We start from the raw sequence: 23,217 nt of genomic DNA on the forward strand, positions 1-23,217 counted from the left end.
CGCTGGCCCCGTGAATCGGCGTCGTCGCGTCTCTCGCAACCCGTCGGGATGTCGGCGATGAACGACGTCGCCGGCGTCTACGAATGCCTGCGTCAGGGGCGGGCGGAGGATGCCGCCGCCATGTTGGACGGACTGCTGAAGCAGGCCCCGACGGAGGCCGCCCTGCATCGTGCCCGGGCCGTGCTGGCGCAGCACGCCGGCCGAAGCGACGAAGCACTCGACGCCCTGCGTACCGCCGTCGGGTTGGCGCCGGACGCCTTCGCACTGCACATGGAACTTGGGCAGTTGCTGGCGACACGGCAGCAGGTGGACGAGGCGGCGTCCGTATTCACGCGGGCCGCTCGCCTGAAGCCGGACGTGCCGGACGCCTGGTACCTGTTGGGCATGAGTTTGTACCAGGGCCGTCGCGATGCCGAGGCGCTCCCTGCATTCGCCAGGGCCCATGCGCTGGCACCCGGGCAGCCGACGATCATGCGTGCGTTGGCGGAGACCCACCTTGCGCTGGAACAGCACGCTGAAGCCTTGGGGCTGTATGAGCGGCTGATCGAAAGCGGGCGGGATGCGGACGGCTCATTATCCTTGCGCCGCGCGCAGTGCCTGCGCCGCACGGGGGCGATCGCAGGCGCGCTGGAGGTGGCGGAGCAGGGCGTAGCCCGTTTCGACGCAGAGCCAGCGCTGTGGCTGGAGGTGGGCGGCCTTCACGAGGATCTTGGCAACGAGGAACAGGCCCAGGCCGCGTACGCGCGTGCCCATGCGTTGCGTCCGCGCTGGGGCGACCCGGTGGCCTGTCTGGTGGCGTTGCTGCGCGAGCGCACGCCGGGGCCGTGGGTCCAGACGGCCGAAGCCCTGTTGGGCGATGGCGGCTTGCCGGACCGCGAGCAGGCGTACCTGCACTATGTGCTGGGCAAGCGTGAAGACACGCGTGGCGACCATGTCGCCGCCGCCCGGCACTGGAGTGCCGCCAATGCGCTGCGGCGACGCAGCGACGGCGTGTTCGATCGCGAGGCCTATACCCGCAGCATCGAGCAGACGATCGCCTCGTTCGATGCGGCGACCCTGCGCGCGCGTGGGGGCACGCGCAGGCAGCCGGACGAACCGAAGCCTGTTTTCGTCCTGGGCGTACCGCGTAGCGGCACGACGTTGGTTGAGCAGGTGCTGGCTGCGCATCCGCAGGTGCATGGGTGCGGCGAACTCTCCGGAATCCCGTCCATTGCGCAGGCGCTGGCGACCTGGGCCGGATTGCGCTGGCCGCAGGACGCCGGCAAGGTGCCGGGCGAATGGCTGCGAGACCGCGCGCACCGGTACCTGCGCGATGCGGCGTCGCAGGCGCCTGCCGGGGTGGCGTGGCTGGTGGACAAGCAGCCCTACAACGTCCCGCACATCGGATTGCTGTCGATGCTGTTCGCCGATGCGCGGGTGGTGTGGTGCAGGCGCGATCCGCGGGACGTGGCGCTGTCGATCTATGGAGAAAGCTTCTCGCCGCAATCCCGTCACGCCACCGACCTGGACGATATCCGCTTCTTCATGGAAGGCCAGGAGCGGCTGATGCGCCACTGGTGCGCGGTGTCGCCGCTGCCGGTGCTCGACATGCGCTATGAAGACCTGGTGGTCCATACGGAAACGCAGTCCCGGCGGCTGCTTGAATTCGTTGGCGTGCCGTGGGACCCGCGTTGCCTGGACTTCCATGCGGCGGACCGGCCGGTACAGACACTCAGTCGCTGGCAGGTGCGCCAGCCCGTGCACGCGCGCTCGGTGGGGCGCTGGCGGCACTACCCCTTCTGGTTCGGCGCCGAACCTTAGCCCGGAGGTGGGCAGGGATCACGCCAGGCGTTGCCGCCAGGCTTCAATCCGGGCCTCGAGCGCCGCGGGAGCATGCCGAACGGCGCTCCCGCTTCCCCACACCGGTCCTGGCCACGCGGCATCGCCTTCGTGGCGTCCCACCAGGTGCACATGCAGCTGGCGCACGATGTTGCCGAGCGCGCCGATGTTGAGTTTCTCCACGCCGGCCTGCGTGCGGATCAGCTGCCCGGCCTGGTTGATCTCCGCGAGCAACAGGCGTTGCTGCCCGCCGTCCAGTTCCAGCCATTCGCTGATTCCGTTGACACGCGGGACCAGTACCAGCCAGGGAAAGCGCGTGTCGTCCATCAGCCGGACCTGCGACAGCGGCCCGTCGGCGATGAAGGCGCTGTCGGCGGCCAGGCGGGGATCGAGGACGAAGTCGGTCATGCGAGGTTCCGTGCGAAGAAATCGAGCGTGCGTTCGCGCGCCAGGCGCGCACTGAGGGGATCGTAGTCGGCGCGCAGGTCGCAGTTGAAGCCATGCCCGGCCGGATAGCTGAAGACCTGCATCTGCGGCAGCGCGTCCCGGTGGGCCTGGACCATCTCGGGTGGGATGGAAGTGTCCCGTTCGCCGAAGTGGAACATCACCGGCGCGCGCGGGGTTTCCTCCAGGAAAGGCAGGTTGCGCGCCCCGTAGTAGCTGACGGAAGGCAGCCCCAGTCGCAGTGCGGCAAGCAGGGCGACGGTGCCGCCCCAGCAATAGCCCACGGTGCCCACCCGGCCGTGGGCTGCCAGCGTATCGGCGGCGGCGCGGGTGATGTCCGCGGCGCGTTCCAGCCCCAGTGCCGTGATCAGGGCCTTGCCGCGCGCGATGCCGTCGGCGTCGTAGTCCAGTTCCACACCGGATTCGATCGGGTCGAAGTAGGCCGGCGCGAGCGCGATGTAACCCTCCCGCGCGAAGCCTTCGGCCACGGTGCGGATGTGCGGATTGACGCCGAAGATCTCCTGCACCACGACCAGCGCGCCGCGCGGCGGGCCCTCTGGATCGGCACGCCAGGCGTGGATGCGGCCATGCGGGGACTCGAAGGGCAGCCATTGGCCCATGGGTGCGATCCGGTCGTGGGAGCGCAACAGTGTAGGCGGCGCGGGGTAGGGCCGCGTGCAGGAAGCGCCCGCTGAACGGTCCAGCCAGGCCTGCCGATGGGCGGGAGCTATAATCCGCGGCCCCGTACACGCCGCCGCCGTACTCCCATGTCCCTGCAGAACCCCAAGGTGGGCTTCGTCAGCCTCGGCTGCCCGAAAGCCCTGGTCGATTCCGAACGCATCCTCACCCAGCTCCGCGTGGAGGGATACGACATCGTGCCGACCTACGATGCGGCGGACGTGGTGGTGGTGAACACCTGCGGCTTCATCGATTCCGCAGTGGCCGAATCGCTCGACGCCATCGGCGAGGCGATGAGCGAGAACGGCAAGGTCATCGTCACCGGCTGCCTGGGCAAGCGCCCGGAGCAGATCCGCGAGCAGTATCCGGATGTGCTGGCGATCAGCGGTCCGCAGGACTACCAGAGCGTGATGGAAGCACTGCACGCCGCCCTGCCGCCCAAGCACGATCCCTTCGTCGACCTGGTACCGGACTACGGCGTCAAGCTGACGCCGCGCCACTACGCATACCTGAAGATTTCCGAGGGCTGCAACCACCGCTGCAGCTTCTGCATCATCCCGTCGATGCGCGGCGACCTGGTGTCGCGCCCGGTCGATGACGTACTGCGCGAGGCCGAGCGCCTGGTGCGCGGCGGCGTGAAGGAATTGCTGGTGGTCTCGCAGGACACGTCGGCCTATGGCGTGGACGTGAAGTACGCCGAACGCGAGTGGCGCGGCAAGGTGTACCAGACGCGCATGAAGGCGCTGTGCGAAGGCCTGGGCGAACTCGATGCCTGGGTGCGCATGCACTATGTCTACCCGTACCCGCACGTCGACGACGTGATCCCGCTGATGGCCGAGGGCAAGGTGCTGCCCTACCTGGACATCCCGTTCCAGCACGCCAGCCCGCGCATCCTCAAGCTGATGAAGCGCCCGGGCGCCGTCGACAAGACGTTGGAGCGCGTGAAGCGCTGGCGCTCGATCAGCCCCGACATCACCCTGCGCTCGACCTTCATCGTCGGCTTCCCCGGCGAGACCGACCAGGAATTCGAGGAGCTGTTGCAGTTCCTCGATGAAGCGCAACTCGACCGCGTCGGTGCGTTCGCCTACTCGCCGGTCGAAGGCGCGGCGGCCAACCTGTTGCCGGATCCGGTGCCAGAAGAAGTGAAGCAGGAGCGTCTGGCGCGTTTCATGGAGAAGCAGGCGGAGATCTCCGCCGCGCGCCTCGAAGCGAAGATCGGCACCGTGCAGCAGTGCCTGGTGGATCTGATCGAGGACGATATCGCCGTCGCGCGCTCGAAGGCCGATGCGCCGGAGATCGATGGACTGGTGCATATCCAGAACGGCGGCGAACTGGGCCTGCGCGTCGGCCAGTTCGTCGACGTGGAGATCACCGAGAGCGACGAGCACGACCTGATCGGCGATGCCATCGTCGAGACGGCGGGCACGTCGCTCGAAATCAAGGTGCTGTGACCGCGTCAGCGGCCGGAATCCACGCTGGCAACGGCCAGCGTCGCTTTGCCGCCCCGTTGCGTGGACAGGTGGATGCCGCATGTTTCCAGCATCCCTTGTTCGACGGATACGGCGAGTATCTGGACCTGGCGACGGCCGCGGGCTGGCCGGGGATCGAAGCCCTCAATGCGCGGATGCCGCTGTCCGGGCCCCGCTTCGCGAGGCAGGACGCGGCCCTGCTCGCCGACGGGCTGCACTACGAAGCGCGGATCGCACAAGGATGCATCGCCACCCGGGCGGAGAACTGGCACGACCTGTTCAACGCCCTGGTCTGGATGCGTCACCCGGCCCTCAAGCTTGCGCTCAACCAGCAGCAGTGCCTGCACATCGCGCGGATGGGTACGCGTGACCGCAGTCCTGCGCAGCAGGCGCTGACCCAGTTCGATGAAAGCGGCGTCATCGTGCAGGTGCGCGATGCGACGCTGCTGGACCTGTGGGACCGGCACGACTGGCCGTCGCTGTTCCATGCGAACGCCGGGCGCTGGCGCAACGGCGACATCGCGGTGGCGGCCGTGGTGGGGCATGCGCTGATGGAACAGGTGCTGGTGCCGGGACGCCTGCTGGTCGGCAAGTGCCTGGTGGTACTCGGCGATCCGGCAGACGCGCTCAAGCACGTGGTCGAATCGATTTCAGCGGGCGCGATCCTCGCTGCGCCAACAGAGCTGCGTCCGCTGCCACTGGCCGGTATCCCCGGGTGGCACGCAGCACAGGGCGCAGCGTTCTATGCGCAAGAGGACTACTTCCGGCCGTTGCGGGAAGGTCGCGTCTACCCGCGACCGGTGTGAGGATCAGCTCGCGTAGCTGACATCCACCAGCACGAAGCGGGTGATCCCGCCGGGGAGTTCGACCGAGAATTCGTCGTCGATGCGCTTCTTCAACAACGCGCGCGCAAGCGGCGAATCGATGCTGATCCAACCGCGCGTCGCCTCGGTCTCGTCGGGACCGACGATGCGGTAACGCGAGGTTTCGCCGCTGGCGATGTTCTCCAGCTCGATGGTGGCGCCGAAGAACACGGCGTCGGGATCGCTGGGTGCGGTGTCGACCACGCGCAGCACTTCCAGGCGCTTGCTCAGGTAGCGCACGCGCCGGTCGATCTCGCCGAGCTGCTTCTTGCGGTAGGTGTACTCCGCGTTCTCGGAGCGGTCGCCTTCCGCAGCGGCAGCGGCCAAGGCCTTCACCACCTCGGGGCGGCGCATGCGCCACAGGTCGTCCAGTTCCGCCTTGAGCCGGTCGTGGCCTTCGCGGGTGATCAGGGCGGTGCTTTTCTCGCCCGGCGGGCGCCAGCGCGACACGTCAGCGATCCCCGTCGGTGTCCGCGCGCCGCAGCGTGCGCCCGCGCGGATCCTCGATCGGTTCGATGCAGCTGCCCGCGGTCAGCACCAGCAGGTCGTCATCATGGATGGCGAACTCCTGGGGCTGCTGACCGTCGTCCGGCGTGAGCTGCACGCAGGTGCCGTTCCACGTCACCGACCAGCGGCCGGCGCTTTTCGGTGCCGCCTGCAGGTCGTCCTGGCAGTGCGCCTGCCGTGCATAGCGTCCGTCGGCACCCAGCTCGAGCAGCACGTCCTGTGATGTGCAGGACGCGGCCGGCAGGCTGCCGAAGAACGTGCCTGCGAACGTCGGTGGCGTCGGATTGGCGGCGGAAGCCGCCAGTGACAGCGCGCAGGCCAATGGTGCGAAGCGCCATTTCATGCGCGCGATCAGCGGCGTCCGCCGAAAATACTGCCCAGGATGCCGCGCACGATCTGGTTGCCCAGCTTGGTGCCGATGGTGCGCGTGGTCTGCTTGGCCATCGTCTCGATCATGCCCTGGCGACGCTTGGTGCCGAAGACGGCATCCTTCACCGTCTGGCCGAAGCCGCCGGCGTCGGGATCGTCCTGTGCGGTCTTGGCGGGCGGCGCCTGCGCGGCCTGCGTCGTGGCTTCGGCGCGCTGCGCCAGCATTTCCGCAGCGGATTCGCGGTCGACGCGGGTGTCGTACTTGCCGCCGACCGGGCTGCCGTTGCGTACCTGCTGGCGTTCGCCTTCGTTGATCGCACCCATGCGGCAGCGCGGCGGCGACACCATCGTCTGCTGCACGGGCGAGGGGATGCCCTTGTCCTGCAGCGTCGACACCAGCGCTTCGCCGGTGCCGAGCTTGGAAATCGCCTGGGCCACGTCGAGCTTGGGGTTCGGCACGAAGGTCTCGGCGGCGGTCTTCACCGCCTTCTGGTCGCGCGGCGTGAACGCACGCAGTGCATGCTGCACGCGATTGCCCAGCTGGCCGAGGATGTTGTCCGGCACGTCGTCGGGGAACTGCGAGCAGAAGTAGACGCCCACGCCCTTGGAGCGGATCAGCCGCACGACCTGTTCGATCCGCTGCTGCAACGCGGGCGGAGAATCGTCGAACAGCAGGTGCGCTTCGTCGAAGACGAACACGAGCTTGGGTTTGTCCAGGTCGCCGACTTCCGGCAGTGTCTCGAACAGCTCGGACAGCAGCCACAGCAGGAAGCTCGAGTACAGGCGCGGCTTCAGGATCAGCTGGTCCGCGGCGAGAATGCCGATCACGCCGCGGCCATCGGTGTTGGTGCGCATCAGGTCGGCCAGTTCCAGCGCCGGCTCGCCGAAGAACATCTCGCCACCTTCCTGCTCCAGCCGCAGCAGCGCGCGCTGGATGGCGCCCACCGACTGCGTGCTGACCAGGCCGTAGCTGGTCGAAATGTCCTTGCGTTCGGCGGCGACCAGGCCCAGCAGGGCACGCAGGTCTTCCAGGTCCAGCAGCAGCAGGCCGCGGTCGTCGGCGAGCTTGAACACGATGTCGAGCACGCCGCTCTGGGTGTCGTTGAGTTCGAGGATGCGCGAGAGCAGGGTGGGGCCCATCTCGCTGACGGTCGTGCGGACCGGATGGCCCAGCTTGCCGTAGAGGTCCCAGAAGATCACCGGATTCGCGCCCGGCGCGTAGTCGGCGATGCCGATGTCCTTCGCGCGTTGCAGCACCTTCTCGCTGCCGTCGCCCGCGGCGGCCAGCCCGGCCACGTCGCCCTTCACGTCGGCCATGAACACCGGCACGCCCATCCGCGAGAAGCCTTCCGCGAGCGTCATCAGCGTCACCGTCTTGCCGGTGCCGGTGGCGCCGGCCACCAGCCCATGGCGGTTGCCGAACTTCGGCTGCAGCGTGACCGGAATGTCGTCGGTGACGCCCTTGCCCAGCAGGATCGGATCCATGTTCAACCTCGCGTGATGATGGCGCGATTCTAGCGGCAGGACATGAGCGGCGGTGCAACGTTCCATGACGCCCGACCTTGCCCGCAGCGCGCGGGCGGGGCTACCCTCCCGGCTCACACTCTGGATGCTCACCTGATGTCCTTTGCAGTTCCCGCCTGCCTGCGCTACTGGCCTGTCCTGGCCACCTTGTCCCTGCTGCTGGTCTCGCCCCTCTCCCATGCCCAGCGCGTTTCCGCGCGTGACCGCACCGCGGTGGAAGCCCTGGAGCAGCGCATGGCCGCCGCCGAGAAACGCTACCGCGACGGGCTGGTGCTGGTGGCCAACAGCGATCCCCGCGGGGCGGGCGAGAGCGACGCGGCGCTGGAGGACATGGAGGACGTGCTGGACGCCTGCATCAAGCAGCGCGGCTGCCAGGTCCATACGCTGCTGGCCAGCTACAAGCGCCTGCTGAAGGACAACACCGACGGGCAGTCCGCCGGGGCGGAAGACGAGGGCGAGGCGATCGACGCGCTGGACGACGGTACCGACCACGCGACGCCCGCCGGCACCGCCGTGCCCGAGACGGCCCGCACCGCGACGCTGCTCAACGACCAGCGGCACGCCTTCGACCGCATGGTCGAGTACAACCCGGCCATCCAGGCCGGCATCCGCCGCTGGCTCACCGACATGCGGCCCGCATTGATCGACAGTTACGAGAACTACCAGAACATGCGCGCCGAGCTGTATCCGGCCTGGGAGCGTAGCGGTCTGCCGGAGGCGCTGCTGTTCGGCATCATGGCCAAGGAATCCAACGGCAAGGTGCATTCGACCTCGCGCGCCGGCGCGGCGGGGCCCATGCAGTTCATGTTCAACACCGGCGCGCGCTTCGGGCTCGGCCGCGATGCCAGCGGCTTCGATACGCGCTACGACCCCTATGCGTCCGGCCAGGCCAGCGCCGCGTACATCAACGAGCGCATGCGCGGCCTGAACAACAACATCGAACTGGCGCTCGCCGCGTACAACGGCGGAGAAGGCCGTGCCGCGCGCGTCTATCGCGAAAACAGCGGCCTCGGTTTCTGGGACGACGTGGTCTACAGCCAGTTCCCCGGCGAGACGCGCGACTACGTGCCGATGGTGATCGCGGCGGCGTGGCTGTTCCTGCACCCGCGGCAGTACGGGCTGGAATTCCCCAAGGTCAACGCGCAGCCCGCGCCGCTGAAACTGGCGCGCGACGCCTCGATCTACGAGCTGACCATCTGCCTGGGCAACGGGGGTACCCGAGAGGGCTACATGCGCACGCTGCGCAACCTCAATCCGCGCTACCAGGCGGAGACCTGGCTTCCGGCCGGCACGACGCTGAAGGCGAATGCGCGCATCGCGGGTCTCTACTCGCGCTACTGCATCAATGGCCCGCGCGCCGAACTGGCACGCACCCTGGTCAGCGCCGACCCCGCGGCTGCCATCCGTCGCGCCCAACTCACCGGCAACGTCGCTGTAGGCGACGTGACGCCCGTGGTCGGTGTGCCCACCACGGTGGCCACCGGCGAGCCCAAGCCCGCCGAACCCAAGGCCAAGCAGGCCCGTGAGTACCGCGTCGCCAAGGGCGACACGCTGGGGCGCATCTCCAAGCGCTTCCAGTGCGACCAGAAGAAGCTCGCACGCGCGAACAACCTGAAGGCACCGGCATACGCCGTGCGACCGGGCCAGGAGCTCACGCTGGAAAGTTGCAAGAAATAGCCGATGGCGACGCCCACGGAAGGCAGTCGCATCGGCTGGACGTTCGCCATCGCCGCCAGCGCGGCGTTGGCGATCCTCGGCGCCGAGATCGAAGGGCTACGCGGCCTGCACTATGTCTTCAAGCCGCTGACGACGTTGCTGATCCTGGCGATGGCGTGCCGGCGGCCGGACGATGCCGGGCCGTACCGGCGCTGGATCGCCGTCGGCCTGGTGCTGTCCACGGCAGGCGATATCTTCCTGATGTTGCCGTTCGACGGATTCGTGTTCGGCCTGGGCAGTTTCCTGCTGGCCCACCTCGCGTATCTGTGGGCCCTGCGCCAGCGCGGCGGATGGTGGCGTGTGCGCTGGCCCGTCTTGGTCTACGCCGTCGTTGCGTCGTGCGTGCTTGCGCGGCTGTGGCCCGGTTTGCCGAACGAACTGAAGCTGCCCGTGATCGTCTACGTCATCGCCCTGGCCGGCATGGCGGCACAGGCCGCAAGCGTGTGGCGCGAGCACCCCGACGCATCGACCCGTGTCGCGGCGGTCGGCGGTGCGTTCTTCGTAGCGTCGGACGCGCTACTGGCGCTCGATCGCTTCAGCGCGCCCATGCTGCATGCGAATGCGTTGGTGCTCGCGTCGTATTGGATTGCGCAAGCCTGCATTGCGTCGTCCGTCTTTGCGCTGCGCGAAGCGCAACCACGACATCGTCCGATCGCGTAAATACCTGTACGTAAATGGATGAAGGCTTCGCGACCCGGAGCGGCACCTCGTCTTTCGTGCGCGCACCTGCCACTGAGCGCGTGAACTGTGCGCCCCGGCGCGTTCGCTGGCCCATCGCGGGAGTACACATGCACCGCTGACCCGTCAGCGTATCCATCACAAGGAGATAGTCATGTCTATCAAAACGTTTCTGCTCTCGTCCGCATGCGTAGCCGCGTTGGCGCTTGGATTCTCGTTCACCTCAAAAGCCGACGATCCCTGTACGGAATGTTGGCTCGCCTGCGATCAGGCCTACAGGACGTGCATGCAGGGAGGGCAATACACGCCGGCCCAGTGCCGCACCAGCCTGAACACATGCCGATTCGTCACGTGCGGCAACTGCGATCCCCCTTGATCCGAGAGCGAGGCGCCGCGGGGGAAACCCCGCGGTGTTGGAGGCACGCACGTACATCCAAGGTGTGGGGAGGTGCACATGAACATGAGAAGGATGCTTCCGCTCGTATTGGTTGCCGCGGCCCTGGCGATAGGGCTTGGCGCGGGGCGCGCCTACAGCACCCACAAGCTGGAGAAGGCGGGTGCGCTGGTCGTGACGCAGGGCGACTACGATCTCTACCTCGTGCGGCCGGACCAGGTTGCGTTCTATTCCCTCGCATCCTGTGGCGGGTGCAAGAAGACGCGGCAGTTGCTGCGGGAACTCGGCGTGGACTACGTGGAGCGCCCGGCGGATACGTCGACGGCGCATCGCCAGGAGCTGCAGCGGCTGGATGCAAAGCGCGTACCCGTCATCGTGATGGCGAACGCAAAGCTCGAGGGGTACGACCGTGACAGGATGGTCGCGCTGCTGGAAGAACAGGGCTACCTGCGCGAGACGGGACGTTGAGCTGCGAGTGCCGCCATACGTAGTGCTGCGCGCTCTATGAGCGGCGAGCCAACGCCTGTCCCAGCCTGACGGGCGACTCCGCATGCAGCTCCGGTGCCAGCGTCGCCACGCCGGGCGGCAGCAGCACGATCACCGTGGAGCCGTAGTTGAAACGCGCCATCTCCGCGAAACGCTCCAGCGTGATGCCCTTGCCGCGGTAGTCCTTGCGGGTGATCGCGGTGCCGTAGGCGGGGATCTCCTCGCCGCTCCACACCGTTTCCACGCCCGAGACGAGCAGCGCGCCGACCATCACCGAGACCATCGGGCCGAAGTCGGTGTCGAAGTGGCAGACCAGGCGTTCGTTGCGGGCGAACAGGCGCGGCACGTTCGCCACCGCGTCGGTGCCCACGCTGAAGAGGCGGCCGGGCACGTGCACGGTCTCCCGCAGCGTGCCGGTCCACGGCATGTGCACGCGGTGGTAGTCGCGTGGCGACAGGTAGACCGTCGCGAACAAGCCGTTCCGGAACGGCTCGGCCGCCACGGCATCGCCCAGCAGTTCGGCGGCCGTGAACGACTGCCCCTTGGCCTGGAAGATGCGGCCATCCTCGATCGGCCCGCACTGGCTGATATGGCCGTCGGCAGGCATCAGCAGCGCGCGCGGGTCGGCATCGGCCACGCGTGCGCCAGGCTTCAGGGCGCGGGTGAAGAAGGCATTGAAGCTGGGATAGGCGCGCGGATCGGGATCGGCGGCCTCGGACAGATCGACGTTGAACTTCTTCGTCACCGTATCGATCAGCCAGCGGCTGGTCGCGGGCGAGGTGGAATACGCCAGCCGGCGCGCCAGCGACGACAGGAAGCGATGCGGCAGGACGTAGGTCAGCGAGGTCAGCAGGCTCATTTCGACGAGGCCTCGGTCAGCGCGCGCATGTCCGCGGCGATCGCCTTGGGCTGGAACGGCGGACGGATCAGGCCGGCCAGCCGCCCTTGCGGGTCCAGCACGCCGATCGCGGAGGAGTGGTCCATGCTGTAGTCGTTCGGGTTCTGGTCGAAGCCATCGCCCGGCACCTTCATGAAGACGAAGCCCAGCGATTTGGCGAAGTTCTCCAGCGTCGGCACGTCCGCGGTCGCGGCCATCGTGTCGGGGTGGAAGGCATGCGCGTACTCGCCGATGCGGGTCGGCGTGTCGCGTTCCGGATCCACCGACACGAACAGCACGCGCGGACGGGTGGAGTCGGGCAGGTCCTTCCACTGCGCCTGCGCCTGGGCGAGTTCGGCCAGCGTGGTGGGGCACACGTCGGGGCAGAAGGTGAAGCCCAGGAACACCAGCGTCCAATGGCCCTTGAGTTCGCCGTCGGCCAGCTGGGTGCCGTCGGACTGGCGCAGCGAGAACGGCGGCAGCGGGCGCGCCTGCGGGAACAGGGTCACCGCCTCGGTGGCCGGCCATTGCGTCGCCGGCGTCACCGGGCCGAAGAACTTCTGCGCGGCCAGCAGGCCCAGGCCGGCGGCCAGCGCCAGGACGAGGATGAGGCCGATCTTCTTGTTGAACATGCGCTGGGGATTCCCACGAAGGAGGGCACGGCCCGCGGGCCGGGGCCGCATGGGCGCGGCGGGAAGGGGGCCATGATACCGGGGCAGCCCCTATAATCGGCGGCCTTCGCCGTCCCGGCGTCTTCACAAGCTCTTGCCATGACCGCCGACGCCGCCGCCGAACTGCACACCATCATCGACCTGATCCGCTACGGCGCCAGCCGTTTCAACGCCGCCGGCCTGACTTTCGGCCACAGCTACGACAACGCGCTGGACGAGGCGACCTTCCTGGTGCTGCACACCCTGCACCTGCCGCCGGACCTCGGCCCGGCCTATGGCCAGGCGCGCGTCACCACGCCGGAGAAGGCGCAGGTGCTGGCACTGTTCGAGCGCCGCGTGGACGAACGCGTGCCGGTCGCCTATCTGACGGGCGAAGCCTGGTTCGCTGGCCTGAGCTTCAAGAGCGACGCGCGCGCACTGGTGCCGCGCTCGCCGATCGCCGAGCTGATCGAGGCCGGGTTCGAGCCCTGGCTGGGCGGCCGCGAGGTCAATCGCGCGCTCGACCTGTGCACCGGCTCGGGCTGCATCGCCATCGCGATGGGGCATTACCACCCCGATTGGCAGGTCGACGGCGCCGACATCAGCGACGACGCCCTGGCGCTGTCGGCCGAGAACAAGGCGCGCCTGCATGCGGACAATGTCCACTTCGTGAAGTCGGACCTGTTCGCCGGCCTGACCGGCCGCCACTACGACCTGATCGTCACCAACCCGCCGTACGTCACCAACGACGAGACCGATGCGCTGCCGAAGGAGTACTCCTTCGAGCCGGAACTCGGCCTGCGCGCCGGCGACGACGGTCTGGACCTGGTGCTGAAGATCCTCCGCGATGCGCCGCTGCACCTGAGCCAGGACGGCCTGCTGATCTGCGAAGTGGGCGAGTCCGAACACGCGCTGGTGAAGCTGCTGCCGGATGTCGAATTCGCCTGGATCGAATTCAAGGTGGGCCAGATGGGCATTTTCGCGGTCGAATGCGCCGAACTGATCCGCCACAGCGCGCGCATCACCGCGCTCGCCGCCACCCGGAAATAAAGCGCCGGAATCCCCTGCAGTGCCCGCAGCGGTTGCGCCTGCAACGGTCGCGGACGACGTTGGCGCACTGCACAATAGGGCGGCCGGTATGCGATGCTTGAAGACCCGGCACCGATAGTTCCCATCCGCGGAGCGGCGCTTGAGCAGCAACAGTTTCGGAAAACTCCTGACGGTCACCACGTTCGGCGAATCGCACGGGCCGGCGATCGGCTGCGTGGTGGACGGGTGTCCGCCCGGGCTGGAAATCGCGCCGGAAGAATTCCGCCACGACCTGGAACGCCGCGCCACCGGCAAGTCGCGGCATACGTCCGCGCGCCGCGAGGCCGACGAGGTCGAGATCCTCAGCGGCGTGTACGAAGGCCGCACCACCGGCACGCCGATCGCGCTGCTGATCCGCAACACCGACCAGCGCAGCAAGGACTACGCCGACATCGCGCGGCAGTTCCGTCCCGGCCATGCCGACTACACCTACTGGCAGAAGTACGGCATCCGCGATCCGCGCGGCGGTGGACGCTCGTCCGCACGCGAAACCACGATGCGCGTGGCCGCCGGTGTGATCGCCAAGAAGTGGCTGCAGCAGCGTTACGGCGTGCGCGTGCGCGGTTATCTGTCGCAGCTCGGGCCGATCACGCCCGAGGGCTTCGCGTGGAGCGCGGTGGAGGACAACCCGTTCTTCTGGCCGTGTGCTGCGCAGGTACCGGCGCTGGAAACCTACATGGACGCGCTGCGCAAGTCGGGCGACTCCATCGGCGCGCGCGTCAATGTCGTCGCCGACGGCGTGCCCGCCGGATGGGGCGAGCCGATCTACGGCAAGCTGGACGGCGATCTCGCCGCCGCGCTGATGAGCATCAACGCCGTCAAGGGCGTGGAGATCGGCGACGGTTTCGCGGCGGTCACGCAGAAGGGCACCGAGCATCGCGACCTGATGACGCCGGACGGTTTCCTGTCCAACCATGCCGGCGGCATCCTCGGTGGCATCTCCACCGGGCAGCAGGTCACCGCGTCCATCGTGCTGAAGCCGACGTCCAGCCTGCGCCTGCCGGGTGCCACGGTGGACGTGGACGGCAACACCGTCGACGTCATCACCACCGGCCGCCACGACCCCTGCGTGGGCATCCGCGCCACGCCCATCGCCGAGGCGATGATGGCCCTGGTGTTGATGGACCAGGCGCTGCGCCACCGCGCGCAGTGCGGCGACGTCGGTGAGGTGCCGCCGCACGTGCCGGGCAGCGTCGATGGCTGAATCGCGGCCGCGCGTCTGGGTGTCGCAACCGCTGTTCGACGATCTCGTCGGGCGGCTGGCGGCGCACTTCGACGTGCACGCGACCGAGGTCGTCACCGAACACAGTCCGGAGGCCATCGCCGACGCGCTGCGCGACAGCGCCGGTGCGCTGGTCACGCTGAACGAGAAGATCGGCGCATCGCAGATCGCGAGGGCACCGCACCTGCGTGCCATCGCCAACGTGGGCGTGGGCTACAACAACCTCGACATCCCCACGCTGACCGCGGCCGGCATCGTCGCCACCAACACGCCGGACGTGCTCACCGAGACCACGGCGGATTTCGGCTTCGCGCTGCTGATGGCGACCGCACGCCGGATCACCGAGGCCGAGCGCTGGCTGCGCGATGGCCAATGGCAGCAATGGTCGTTCAGCACGCTGCTGGGTGCCGATCTGCACGGCAGCACGCTGGGCATCGTCGGCATGGGTCGGATCGGGCAGGGCATCGCCCGCCGCGCGCGTGGCTTCGGCATGCGTACGCTGTACCACAACCGCAGCCGCCTGCCGGATACGGTCGAACGCGAATGCGGCGCGGGCTACACCGGCTTCGACGACCTCCTCGCCCAGGCCGACCATGTGGTGCTGGTGCTGCCGTATTCGTCGCAGGTCCACCACCTGATCGATGCCGCGGCGCTGGCGAAGATGAAGCCGACCGCGACGCTGGTGAACATCGCGCGCGGCGGCATCGTCGATGAAGTCGCGTTGGCCGACGCGTTGGCCAACGGCCGCCTCGCCGCTGCCGGCCTGGATGTCTACGAGGGCGAGCCCGCCGTGCGCCCGGAATTGCTGGCCCTGCGCAACGTGGTGCTCACGCCGCATATCGCCAGCGCCAGCCTGGCCACCCGTCGCGCCATGGTGGCGCTGGCGGTGGACAACCTGATCGCTGCACTGGGCGAAGGTCCGCAGGCCGGCCGTCCGCCGACGCCGGTGAATCCCGACGCGCTCGCCACCACCGCCGGCATCACCACCGCCAAACGACAGGGAGCCTGAGGCACGCCCGCAGGTTCCCCGAACACAGCCTTCCTGTCCGCTGTCTTCAATCCCTTCTTTCGCGAATCCTTTCAATGAGCAACCAGAACCGTAGCTTCACCGTCGCCGTCGTGGGTGCCACCGGCGCCGTCGGCGAAACCATGCTGTCCATCCTCGCCGAGCGCGACTTCCCGGTCGGCAAGCTCGTCCTGCTGGCCTCGGCGCGTTCCGCCGGCACGCAGGTCGAGTTCAAGGGCCAGAAGGTCGATGTGCTCGACCTCGAAACGTTCGACCCCACCGGCGTGGACATCGCCCTGTTCTCCGCCGGTGGCGGGGTGTCCAAGGAATACGCGCCGAAGTTCGCCGCCGCCGGTGCGGTGGTGATCGACAACTCCTCGACCTTCCGGTACGACGCCGACGTGCCGCTGGTGGTGTCGGAGGTCAACCCGCATGCGGCGAAGAACCGCCCGCGCGGCATCATCGCCAACCCCAACTGCTCGACCATGCAGCTGATGCCGGTGCTGGCGCCGATCCACCGCAAGTACGGCATCGAACGCATCAATGTGGCGACCTACCAGTCCGTGTCCGGCGCCGGCCGCTCCGGCCTGGAGGAACTGGGCCGGCAGACCGCCCAGCTGCTGGCGTTCCAGGAGATCGAGCCGAAGAAGTTCCAGGCGCAGATCGCCTTCAACCTGATCCCGCACATCGACGAATTCCTGCCCAACGGCTACACCAAGGAAGAGATGAAGCTGGTCTGGGAGACGCGCAAGATCCTCGAAGACGACAGCATCCAGGTGAACCCCACCGCGGTGCGCGTGCCGGTGTTCTATGGCCACTCCGAAGCCGTCAACATCGAGACGAAGGAGAAGATCACCCCGGAGCAGGCCCGCGAGCTGCTGCGCGCCGCACCGGGCGTGGAAGTGGTGGACGAGCACAAGGCGGGCGGCTATCCCACGCCGGTCACCCATGCCTCGGGCCGCGACCCCGTGTTCGTCGGCCGCATCCGCGAGGACTTCTCGCATCCGCGCGGCCTCAACCTGTGGGTGGTCGCCGACAACATCCGCAAGGGCGCGGCCCTGAACGCCGTGCAAGTGGCCGAACTGGTGGCGAACGGCGGCTGAGCGGCTATAGTCGTGCCCGGGAAACATGGGGAAGGGCCGTGAAACCGATGCACAGACCTCGGACGGCAAGACTCCGCCTGGCCGGCATGATCGGGCTGGGGCTGGCATTGCTGAGCAATGTCGCCCTCGCGCTCGGCCTGGGGGAGATCAAGGTCAAATCGCAACCCGGCCAGCCGCTGCTGGCCGAGATTCCGATCATTTCCAGCGAGCCGGGCGAGCTGGAGCAACTGCGTGCGCGCCTCGCGTCGCCGACGACGTTCGAGCGCGTCGGCCTGCCGCGCCCGCAGGGCCTGGTCAGCGAACTGGACTTCAGCGTCGCGCTGGATGAAGCCGGTCGGCCGGTCGTGCGCGTCACCAGCCGCACGCCGGTGGACGTGCCGGCGGTCAATTTCCTGATCGAAGTCGATTGGGGCCAGGGCCGGCTGGTGCGCGAATACTCCGCGCTGGTGAGCACGCCGGGCACGCTGGCGGCCGCCGAACAGCCGGTGATCGATGCGCCGGTCGCGATACCGGCGGACACCATCACGCGGCCCGTCGAGCCTGTCGTGGCCACGACGCCGGAACCCGCGCCGGCCGAGCAGGCACCGCCGCCCGCACCGACGCGTCCTGTCCCCGCGCCTGCCCCCACGCCGGTGGTCGCGGCGACGCCGCCTCCGCAGGTCGCGCCGGGCGATGCGCTGGCCCCCGTGCGCCGCGGCCAATCGCTGTCGCAGGTCGCGGCGCCGCTGGCGCGCGAGCAGGGCTACACGCTGGATCAGGCGATGGTCGCGCTGCTGCGCGCCAACCCCGAGGCCTTCATCAACGGCAACATCAACCTGCTGAAGCAGGGCGCGGTGTTGCGCGTGCCGGAATCGGCCGAAGCGCAGACGATCCTCGAGGACGAGGCGGCCGCACTGGTCCGCAGCCAGATCGCCGAATGGCGACGTGCCCGCGCACCGATCCCGCAGCCGGCCGCAGTGGTCGAGCCGGCGCCCGCCGCCGCAGCGCCGTCGGCACCGCGCACGGCGCCTGTCGCCGATGCGCGCCTGGAAATCGCACCCGCCGCCGCAGGCGCATCGGGTTCTGGAACGCAGTCCGGCGTCAGTGCCGGCGGTGAGGGCGAGATGTTGGCGAACGAACAACTGCAGCAATCGAAGGAAGACCTGGCCGCGCGCGATGCCGAAGTGCAGGAGCTGCGCACCCAGGTCGCCGAGTTGGAGAAGCTGAAGACCCAGCAGGAACAACTGCTGGCGATGAAGGACAGCGACCTGGCCGCCGCGCAGCAGCGCCTGGCACAGGCATCCGGCAGCGAGGGCGGCATACCGGTCTGGGCCTGGGCCGGGTTTGGCCTGCTGTTCGTCGGTTCGCTGGCCTGGGGCTTCGCCCAGCGTCGTCGTCGCCTCGCACCGGCTCCGCGCAGCAGCGTGCTCGGTGACGCGCCTTCGTCCAGTCGTGCCGCCGAACTGGCTGCCGTCATGCCGGCCCCCGCGGCCGAACCGGTGGCGCCTGAGCCGACGCCCGTGCTGGAGCCGGTGATCGTGCCGTCCGCATCACCGGCCAAGCCGAAGCCCGCACCTGCGCCTGCGCCTGCGAAAGCGGCGGGCCCGACCTGGCATTCCGGCGGAGCACCGGCGGCTTCCCCTGCGCCTGCCACGCTGCCAGCGGGTCGCGATCGTCTGGAACTGGCGGTCGCCTACCTCGACCTGGGCGACGTGGCGACAGCCCGCGACCTGCTGAACGAAGTCGCCGCGGGCAGCGATGCCGGCGCACGCGACGAAGCGCTGCAGTTGCTGCGCGAGATCGGATGACCGGGTGAAGGACTGATGCGTTACGCGCTGGGCGTCGAATACGACGGCGGCGGATTCCTGGGCTGGCAGCGGCTGACCAAGTCCGGCACCCCGGACGACACCACCGTGCAGGCGGCGCTCGAGAACGCGCTGTCATCGGTCGCCGATGCGCGGGTCGACACGATCTGCGCGGGCCGCACCGATGCCGGCGTGCATGCGCAATGCCAGGTAGTCCACTTCGACAGCGACGTCGCGCGCACGACGCGCGGCTGGCTGCTGGGCGCCACCGCCCGCCTGCCGCCCGCCGTCTGCGTGCGCTGGTGCCAGCCGGTGGCGGACGACTTCCATGCACGGTTTTCGGCGCGTGCGCGACGTTACCGCTACACGCTGGTGAACCGGCTCGCGCGGCCCGCGCTGGAGCGCCAGTACCTCAGCTGGGAACGGATGCCGCTGGACGCCGACGCGATGCATCGCGCCGCACAGGTGTTGCTGGGCGAGAACGACTTCGGCGCTTTTCGCACGGTGCATTGCCAGTCGCCGCACGCGATGCGCAACCTGCACGCGATCTCCGTTGCGCGGCAGGGCGAGCGCGTGATCGTCGAGGTCCAAGCCAATGCGTTCCTGCACCACATGGTGCGCAACATCGTGGGTTCGCTGCTGGTGGTAGGGCGCGGCGAGCGCCCCGAGGACTGGATCGCGGAACTGCTCGCAGGCCGCGACCGTACCGTCGCCGGGCCCACCGCGCCGCCGGACGGACTGGTCTTCGTCAGCCCGCTGTATCCGGCCGAATGGGGATTGCCGGTGGAAGTGACGCTGCCGGCCTCCGTGGGCTGAGCCGGCGGGTTACCCTGCGGGCATGCACACACGCATCAAGTTCTGCGGGCTGACCCGCGCCGAGGATGTCCGCCTGGCGGTGGAACTGGGCGTGGACTACATCGGCCTGGTATTCGCGCCACGCAGTCCGCGCCGGTTGCTGTTGGGCCAGGCGCGCATGCTGCGCGACCTGGTGCCGGAGGAAATCGGCGTGGTCGCGCTGGTGATGGACAACCCGCGGCAGGAGATCGAGCAGATCGTCGAAACCCTCCAGCCCGACGTGCTGCAGTTCCACGGCGCGGAAGAGGATGCGTTCGCTGCCTCACTGGGTCGCCCGTTCTGGAAGGCGATCGCGATGGGCGGGCAGGGCGAGGGCGCCTTCGCCAGCCTGGCGGCGTATCCGAACGCGAGCGGCTTCCTGTTCGACGGCCATGCGGCGGGCGAGCAGGGCGGCAGCGGCCAGCGCTTCGACTGGCGGCAGATGCCGGTGGCGACCGAAAAGCCGTGCCTGCTTGCAGGCGGCCTGACGCCGGAGAACGTTGCGTTGGCGCTGCGCACGGCACGGCCCTGGGGCGTGGATGTGTCCAGCGGAATCGAGACGGCACCCGGCGAGAAGGATGCAGAGAAGATGCGACGCTTCGTCGACGCGGTCCGCATCGCCGACACCCGCGGCTAGCCTGCGGACAACAGCTCCCGGCGCAGCCAATCCGCCAGCGGGGGCATGCGTGTATCGGGATTTCCGCGCGCGGCGCACAACGCCCAGGTCCCGCCGGTATCGATGAATCCCCAGGGCGCGACGAGTCGGCCGCTGTCGAGATCGGCCTGCACCAGTTCACGCGGTGCGATGGCGACGCCAAGCCCGGCCGCCGCCGCCTCCAGCAGGTAGGTCAGGTGGTCGAAGCCGGTGCCGAGGCGTGGTGTCGCGGGCAGTTGCCGGGCGGCCAGCCAGCGCGGCCAGGCCTGCGGCCGTGATGCCGTGTGGAGCAGCGGCTCGTCCAGCAATGCGTCGGGCGATGCTTCGCGCAGCGCATCGAACCGTGCATGGCGGGGGCTGAGCACTGGCCCGATCCGCTCCGGCGCCAGCGGCCACACGTGCCATCCCGTCGGCCAGGGCGCTTCACCCAGCAGCAGCGCGGCATCCAGCCCGGCGGCAGCGAGGTCGATGGCGCCTTCCTGGGCGGACAGGTGCAGCGTCAGGTCGGGCAGGTCGGTGGACAGGCGTTCCAGGCGCGGGATCACCCAGCGCGCCAGCAGACTGCCCGGACAGCCGAGCACCAGTGCTGCCGCCCGTGGACCACGCTGGAGGGCGGTCCACCCCGCCTGCAGCACCCCGAACGCTTCGCCCGCGCTCTCGCGCAGGCGATGGCCGTCGGTCGTCAGGGCCAGGCCCCGTCCGTCGCGGACGAACAGCGGCCGGCCGAGGGCGTCCTCCAGGGCGCGGACATGGCGGCTGACGGCGCCGTGGGTGACGTGCAGTTCAGCCGCCGCCTGGCTGACGCTGCCCAGGCGGGCGGCAGCCTCGAAGGCGCGGAGGGCATTCAGTGAGGGCAGCGGGCGACTCATGGCGTGAGTTTAACTCACCTGTTTAGCCGGAATAGTCGATATTCAGGAGGGTGGCTGTGCGATAACGTGAAGCATCGCTTCCCGGATCACGACCATGTCTTCTGCCACCGACTTCCACGCCTACCCGGACGCCCGCGGCCACTTCGGCCGCCACGGCGGGCGGTTCGTCGCCGAGACCCTGATCGGACCGCTGCAGGAACTGGCCGCGGCCTACGACACCGCGCGGGTCGATCCGGCCTTCATCGCCGCCTTCGACAAGGACCTCAAGCACTACGTCGGCCGGCCCAGCCCGATCTACCACGCCGAGCGCCTGAGCCGCGAAGTCGGTGGCGCGCAGATCCTGCTCAAGCGCGAGGACCTGAACCACACCGGCGCGCACAAGATCAACAACACCATCGGGCAGGCGCTGCTGGCCAGCCGGATGGGCAAGAAGCGGATCATCGCCGAGACCGGCGCGGGCCAGCATGGCGTGGCCAGCGCCACCGTGGCCACCCGGCTGGGCCTGGAATGCGTGGTCTACATGGGCGCCACCGACATCGAGCGCCAGAAGATCAACGTCTACCGCATGAAACTGCTGGGCGCGACGGTGGTGCCGGTCACCAGCGGCTCGGCCACGCTGAAGGATGCGCTGAACGAGGCGATGCGCGACTGGGTGACCAACGTGCACGACACGTTCTACATCATCGGCACCGTCGCCGGCCCGGACCCTTATCCGCGCATGGTGCGCGACTTCAACGCCGTGGTCGGCCGCGAGGCGAGGGCACAGATGCTCGCGGACTACGGTCGCCTGCCGGATGCCATCACCGCCTGCGTCGGCGGCGGCAGCAACGCGATCGGCCTGTTCCATGCCTTCCTCAACGATCCGGGCGTGCGCATCGTCGGCGCCGAAGCCGCGGGCGACGGCATCGACACCGGTCGCCATGCGTCGTCGTTGTCGGCGGGGCGCATCGGCGTGCTGCACGGCAACCGCACCTACGTGATCTGCGACGACGATGGGCAGATCATCGAAACCCATTCCATCTCCGCCGGCCTGGATTACCCGGGCGTCGGGCCGGAACACGCGTTCCTGAAGGACAGCGGGCGCGCGGAGTACGTCGGCGTCACCGATGACGAAGCACTTGCCGCGTTCCATCGCCTGACGCGCACGGAAGGCATCCTGCCGGCGCTCGAATCCAGCCACGCCGTCGCCCAGGCGATCAAGCTGGCGCGCGAACTGCCGAAGGACCAACTGGTGCTGTGCAATCTGTCCGGCCGTGGCGACAAGGACGTGCACACCATTGCCGCACGCGAGGGGATCAGCCTGTGAGCCGCTTCGAAAGCAAGTTCGCCGAACTCAAGACCGCAGGCCGCAAGGCATTGGTGCCGTTCATCACCGCCGGCGACCCGTCGCTGGAGTCCACGGTGCCGGTGATGCACGCGCTGGTGGAGGCCGGTGCCGACGTGATCGAACTCGGCGTGCCGTTCTCCGACCCGATGGCCGACGGGCCGGTCATCCAGCGCAGCTCCGAGCGCGCGTTGGCGCGTGGCGCCGGGCTGCGCTACGTGCTCGAGGCGGTAGAGGTGTTCCGCCAGCAGGACGACGCCACGCCCATCGTGCTGATGGGCTACCTGAACCCGGTGGAGATCCACGGCGCGGAGCGCTTTGCGAAGGATGCGGTCGCTGCCGGCGTGGACGGCGTGCTGCTGGTCGACCTGCCACCGGAAGAGGCGGAGGAAACGCGCGCCGCCTTCAACCGGGAGGGTCTGGCGCTGATCGCGCTGGCCTCGCCGACCACGTCTCCTGAACGGCTGGCCATGCTGTGCGAGACCGCGCAGGGCTATCTGTACTACGTCAGTTTCGCCGGGGTGACCGGCGCGTCGGACCGCCTCGACATCGCAGCGGCAGGCGAGCGCCTGAAGCAGCTGCGCCACGCATCGCGCGTGCCGGTGGTGGCGGGGTTCGGCATCAAGGACGCGGCCAGTGCCGCGGCGATGGCGGCCGATGCCGACGGCGTCGTGGTCGGCAGCGCCCTGGTCGCCGCGTTGGCCGAGGCGGGTGCGGGCGCGCCTGCGCGGGCGGCCGCCTTCCTGGCGCCGTTGCGGGCGGCGCTGGACGGCTGAGCCACCGTACGGTTGGGCATGGACGACTGAGCTAAACTGCCGCGCTAATCCATTGGGCCCCTCCCGGGGCAGGCAGCAAGAC

General features: G+C 68.8%; 23 protein-coding genes. 15 read left to right on the forward strand and 8 right to left on the reverse strand.

What is annotated here, in order from left to right; genetic code table 11:
* Positions 1-57: 57 nt before the first annotated feature.
* Positions 58-1,800 carry a sulfotransferase gene (locus ASD72_RS17170; RefSeq protein WP_162250405.1) on the forward strand — a complete coding sequence of 581 codons (1,743 nt, stop codon included), beginning with the start codon at positions 58-60 and terminating at the stop codon, positions 1,798-1,800.
* An 18-nt stretch (positions 1,801-1,818) separates the two neighbouring features.
* Here ASD72_RS17170 and ASD72_RS17175 read toward each other — a convergent pair whose 3' ends face one another.
* Together ASD72_RS17175 and ASD72_RS17180 are read right to left on the reverse strand one after the other, a co-directional pair.
* A complete protein-coding gene (locus ASD72_RS17175; protein WP_056881180.1) occupies positions 1,819-2,226 on the reverse strand; it encodes an HIT family protein in 408 nt (135 codons plus the stop codon).
* Positions 2,223-2,882 carry a dienelactone hydrolase family protein gene (locus ASD72_RS17180; RefSeq protein WP_056881181.1) on the reverse strand — a complete coding sequence of 220 codons (660 nt, stop codon included), beginning with the start codon at positions 2,880-2,882 and terminating at the stop codon, positions 2,223-2,225. The genes ASD72_RS17175 and ASD72_RS17180 overlap by 4 nt, the downstream gene beginning before the upstream one ends.
* A gap of 147 nt (positions 2,883-3,029) precedes the next feature.
* Here ASD72_RS17180 and rimO point away from each other — a divergent pair, with 147 nt between their 5' ends.
* Both rimO and ASD72_RS17190 read left to right on the forward strand, forming a co-directional pair.
* Positions 3,030-4,391, forward strand: a complete 1,362-nt coding sequence (gene rimO, locus ASD72_RS17185) for a 30S ribosomal protein S12 methylthiotransferase RimO (RefSeq protein WP_056881182.1) — start codon at positions 3,030-3,032, stop codon at positions 4,389-4,391.
* On the forward strand, positions 4,388-5,215 hold the full coding sequence (locus ASD72_RS17190) for a DUF3025 domain-containing protein (protein ID WP_056881183.1): 828 nt from the start codon (positions 4,388-4,390) through the stop codon (positions 5,213-5,215). Before rimO ends, ASD72_RS17190 begins: the two co-directional genes overlap by 4 nt.
* 3 nt (positions 5,216-5,218) lie before the next feature.
* Here the strand turns inward: ASD72_RS17190 and greB are convergent, their stop codons facing one another.
* From greB to ASD72_RS17205, 3 genes are read right to left on the reverse strand one after another with little or no spacing between them, the layout of a single operon-like run.
* Entirely contained in the window at positions 5,219-5,722 is a 504-nt protein-coding gene (gene greB, locus ASD72_RS17195) for a transcription elongation factor GreB (RefSeq protein ID WP_056881184.1), read from the reverse strand.
* Position 5,723: 1 nt separating this feature from the next.
* Positions 5,724-6,122 (reverse strand): copper resistance protein NlpE N-terminal domain-containing protein, encoded by a 399-nt coding sequence (locus ASD72_RS17200; RefSeq protein ID WP_056881185.1) that lies wholly within the window; start codon positions 6,120-6,122, stop codon positions 5,724-5,726.
* An 8-nt stretch (positions 6,123-6,130) separates the two neighbouring features.
* A complete protein-coding gene (locus ASD72_RS17205) occupies positions 6,131-7,633 on the reverse strand; it encodes a helicase HerA-like domain-containing protein (RefSeq protein ID WP_056881186.1) in 1,503 nt (500 codons plus the stop codon).
* Between the two features lie 135 nt (positions 7,634-7,768).
* Between ASD72_RS17205 and ASD72_RS17210 the strand changes: the two genes are divergently transcribed.
* The 3 genes from ASD72_RS17210 (at position 7,769) to ASD72_RS17220 (ending at position 10,928) form a co-directional block, all read left to right on the forward strand.
* Entirely contained in the window at positions 7,769-9,349 is a 1,581-nt protein-coding gene (locus ASD72_RS17210) for a transglycosylase SLT domain-containing protein (RefSeq protein WP_056881187.1), read from the forward strand.
* A gap of 3 nt (positions 9,350-9,352) precedes the next feature.
* Positions 9,353-10,048: a lysoplasmalogenase gene (locus ASD72_RS17215; protein ID WP_056881188.1), complete on the forward strand. Its 696-nt coding sequence runs from the start codon at positions 9,353-9,355 to the stop codon at positions 10,046-10,048.
* A gap of 487 nt (positions 10,049-10,535) precedes the next feature.
* Positions 10,536-10,928, forward strand: a complete 393-nt coding sequence (locus ASD72_RS17220; RefSeq protein ID WP_162250406.1) for a glutaredoxin family protein — start codon at positions 10,536-10,538, stop codon at positions 10,926-10,928.
* Positions 10,929-10,962: 34 nt separating this feature from the next.
* Here ASD72_RS17220 and asd read toward each other — a convergent pair whose 3' ends face one another.
* Together asd and ASD72_RS17230 are read right to left on the reverse strand one after the other, a co-directional pair.
* Entirely contained in the window at positions 10,963-11,805 is an 843-nt protein-coding gene (gene asd / locus ASD72_RS17225; protein WP_056881190.1) for an archaetidylserine decarboxylase, read from the reverse strand.
* A complete protein-coding gene (locus ASD72_RS17230) occupies positions 11,802-12,455 on the reverse strand; it encodes an SCO family protein (RefSeq protein WP_056881191.1) in 654 nt (217 codons plus the stop codon). The genes asd and ASD72_RS17230 overlap by 4 nt, the downstream gene beginning before the upstream one ends.
* 138 nt (positions 12,456-12,593) lie before the next feature.
* Here ASD72_RS17230 and prmB point away from each other — a divergent pair, with 138 nt between their 5' ends.
* The 7 genes from prmB (at position 12,594) to ASD72_RS17265 (ending at position 20,148) form a co-directional block, all read left to right on the forward strand.
* A complete protein-coding gene (gene prmB, locus ASD72_RS17235; RefSeq protein WP_056881192.1) occupies positions 12,594-13,523 on the forward strand; it encodes a 50S ribosomal protein L3 N(5)-glutamine methyltransferase in 930 nt (309 codons plus the stop codon).
* Positions 13,524-13,662: 139 nt separating this feature from the next.
* Positions 13,663-14,766, forward strand: a complete 1,104-nt coding sequence (gene aroC, locus ASD72_RS17240) for a chorismate synthase (RefSeq protein ID WP_056881193.1) — start codon at positions 13,663-13,665, stop codon at positions 14,764-14,766.
* Positions 14,759-15,793 carry a D-glycerate dehydrogenase gene (locus ASD72_RS17245; protein ID WP_056881194.1) on the forward strand — a complete coding sequence of 345 codons (1,035 nt, stop codon included), beginning with the start codon at positions 14,759-14,761 and terminating at the stop codon, positions 15,791-15,793. Before aroC ends, ASD72_RS17245 begins: the two co-directional genes overlap by 8 nt.
* A gap of 74 nt (positions 15,794-15,867) precedes the next feature.
* A complete protein-coding gene (locus tag ASD72_RS17250; protein WP_056881195.1) occupies positions 15,868-16,893 on the forward strand; it encodes an aspartate-semialdehyde dehydrogenase in 1,026 nt (341 codons plus the stop codon).
* A gap of 86 nt (positions 16,894-16,979) precedes the next feature.
* Complete coding sequence (locus ASD72_RS17255; protein ID WP_056881196.1) at positions 16,980-18,680, forward strand: FimV/HubP family polar landmark protein; 1,701 nt, start codon at positions 16,980-16,982, stop codon at positions 18,678-18,680.
* A gap of 15 nt (positions 18,681-18,695) precedes the next feature.
* Positions 18,696-19,493, forward strand: coding sequence for a tRNA pseudouridine(38-40) synthase TruA (gene truA, locus ASD72_RS17260; RefSeq protein ID WP_056881197.1), 798 nt, complete (start codon positions 18,696-18,698; stop codon positions 19,491-19,493).
* A gap of 22 nt (positions 19,494-19,515) precedes the next feature.
* On the forward strand, positions 19,516-20,148 hold the full coding sequence (locus ASD72_RS17265; RefSeq protein ID WP_056881198.1) for a phosphoribosylanthranilate isomerase: 633 nt from the start codon (positions 19,516-19,518) through the stop codon (positions 20,146-20,148).
* Here the strand turns inward: ASD72_RS17265 and ASD72_RS17270 are convergent.
* On the reverse strand, positions 20,145-21,035 hold the full coding sequence (locus ASD72_RS17270) for a LysR family transcriptional regulator (protein WP_056881199.1): 891 nt from the start codon (positions 21,033-21,035) through the stop codon (positions 20,145-20,147). The two genes, ASD72_RS17265 and ASD72_RS17270, sit on opposite strands and share 4 nt — an antisense overlap.
* 94 nt (positions 21,036-21,129) lie before the next feature.
* Here ASD72_RS17270 and trpB point away from each other — a divergent pair, with 94 nt between their 5' ends.
* Positions 21,130-22,341 carry a tryptophan synthase subunit beta gene (gene trpB, locus ASD72_RS17275; RefSeq protein ID WP_056881200.1) on the forward strand — a complete coding sequence of 404 codons (1,212 nt, stop codon included), beginning with the start codon at positions 21,130-21,132 and terminating at the stop codon, positions 22,339-22,341.
* On the forward strand, positions 22,338-23,135 hold the full coding sequence (gene trpA / locus ASD72_RS17280; RefSeq protein WP_056881201.1) for a tryptophan synthase subunit alpha: 798 nt from the start codon (positions 22,338-22,340) through the stop codon (positions 23,133-23,135). Before trpB ends, trpA begins: the two co-directional genes overlap by 4 nt.
* Positions 23,136-23,217: the final 82 nt, after the last annotated feature.

It is taken from the genome of Pseudoxanthomonas sp. Root630 (assembly GCF_001427585.1).
Lineage (GTDB): Bacteria > Pseudomonadota > Gammaproteobacteria > Xanthomonadales > Xanthomonadaceae > Pseudoxanthomonas_A.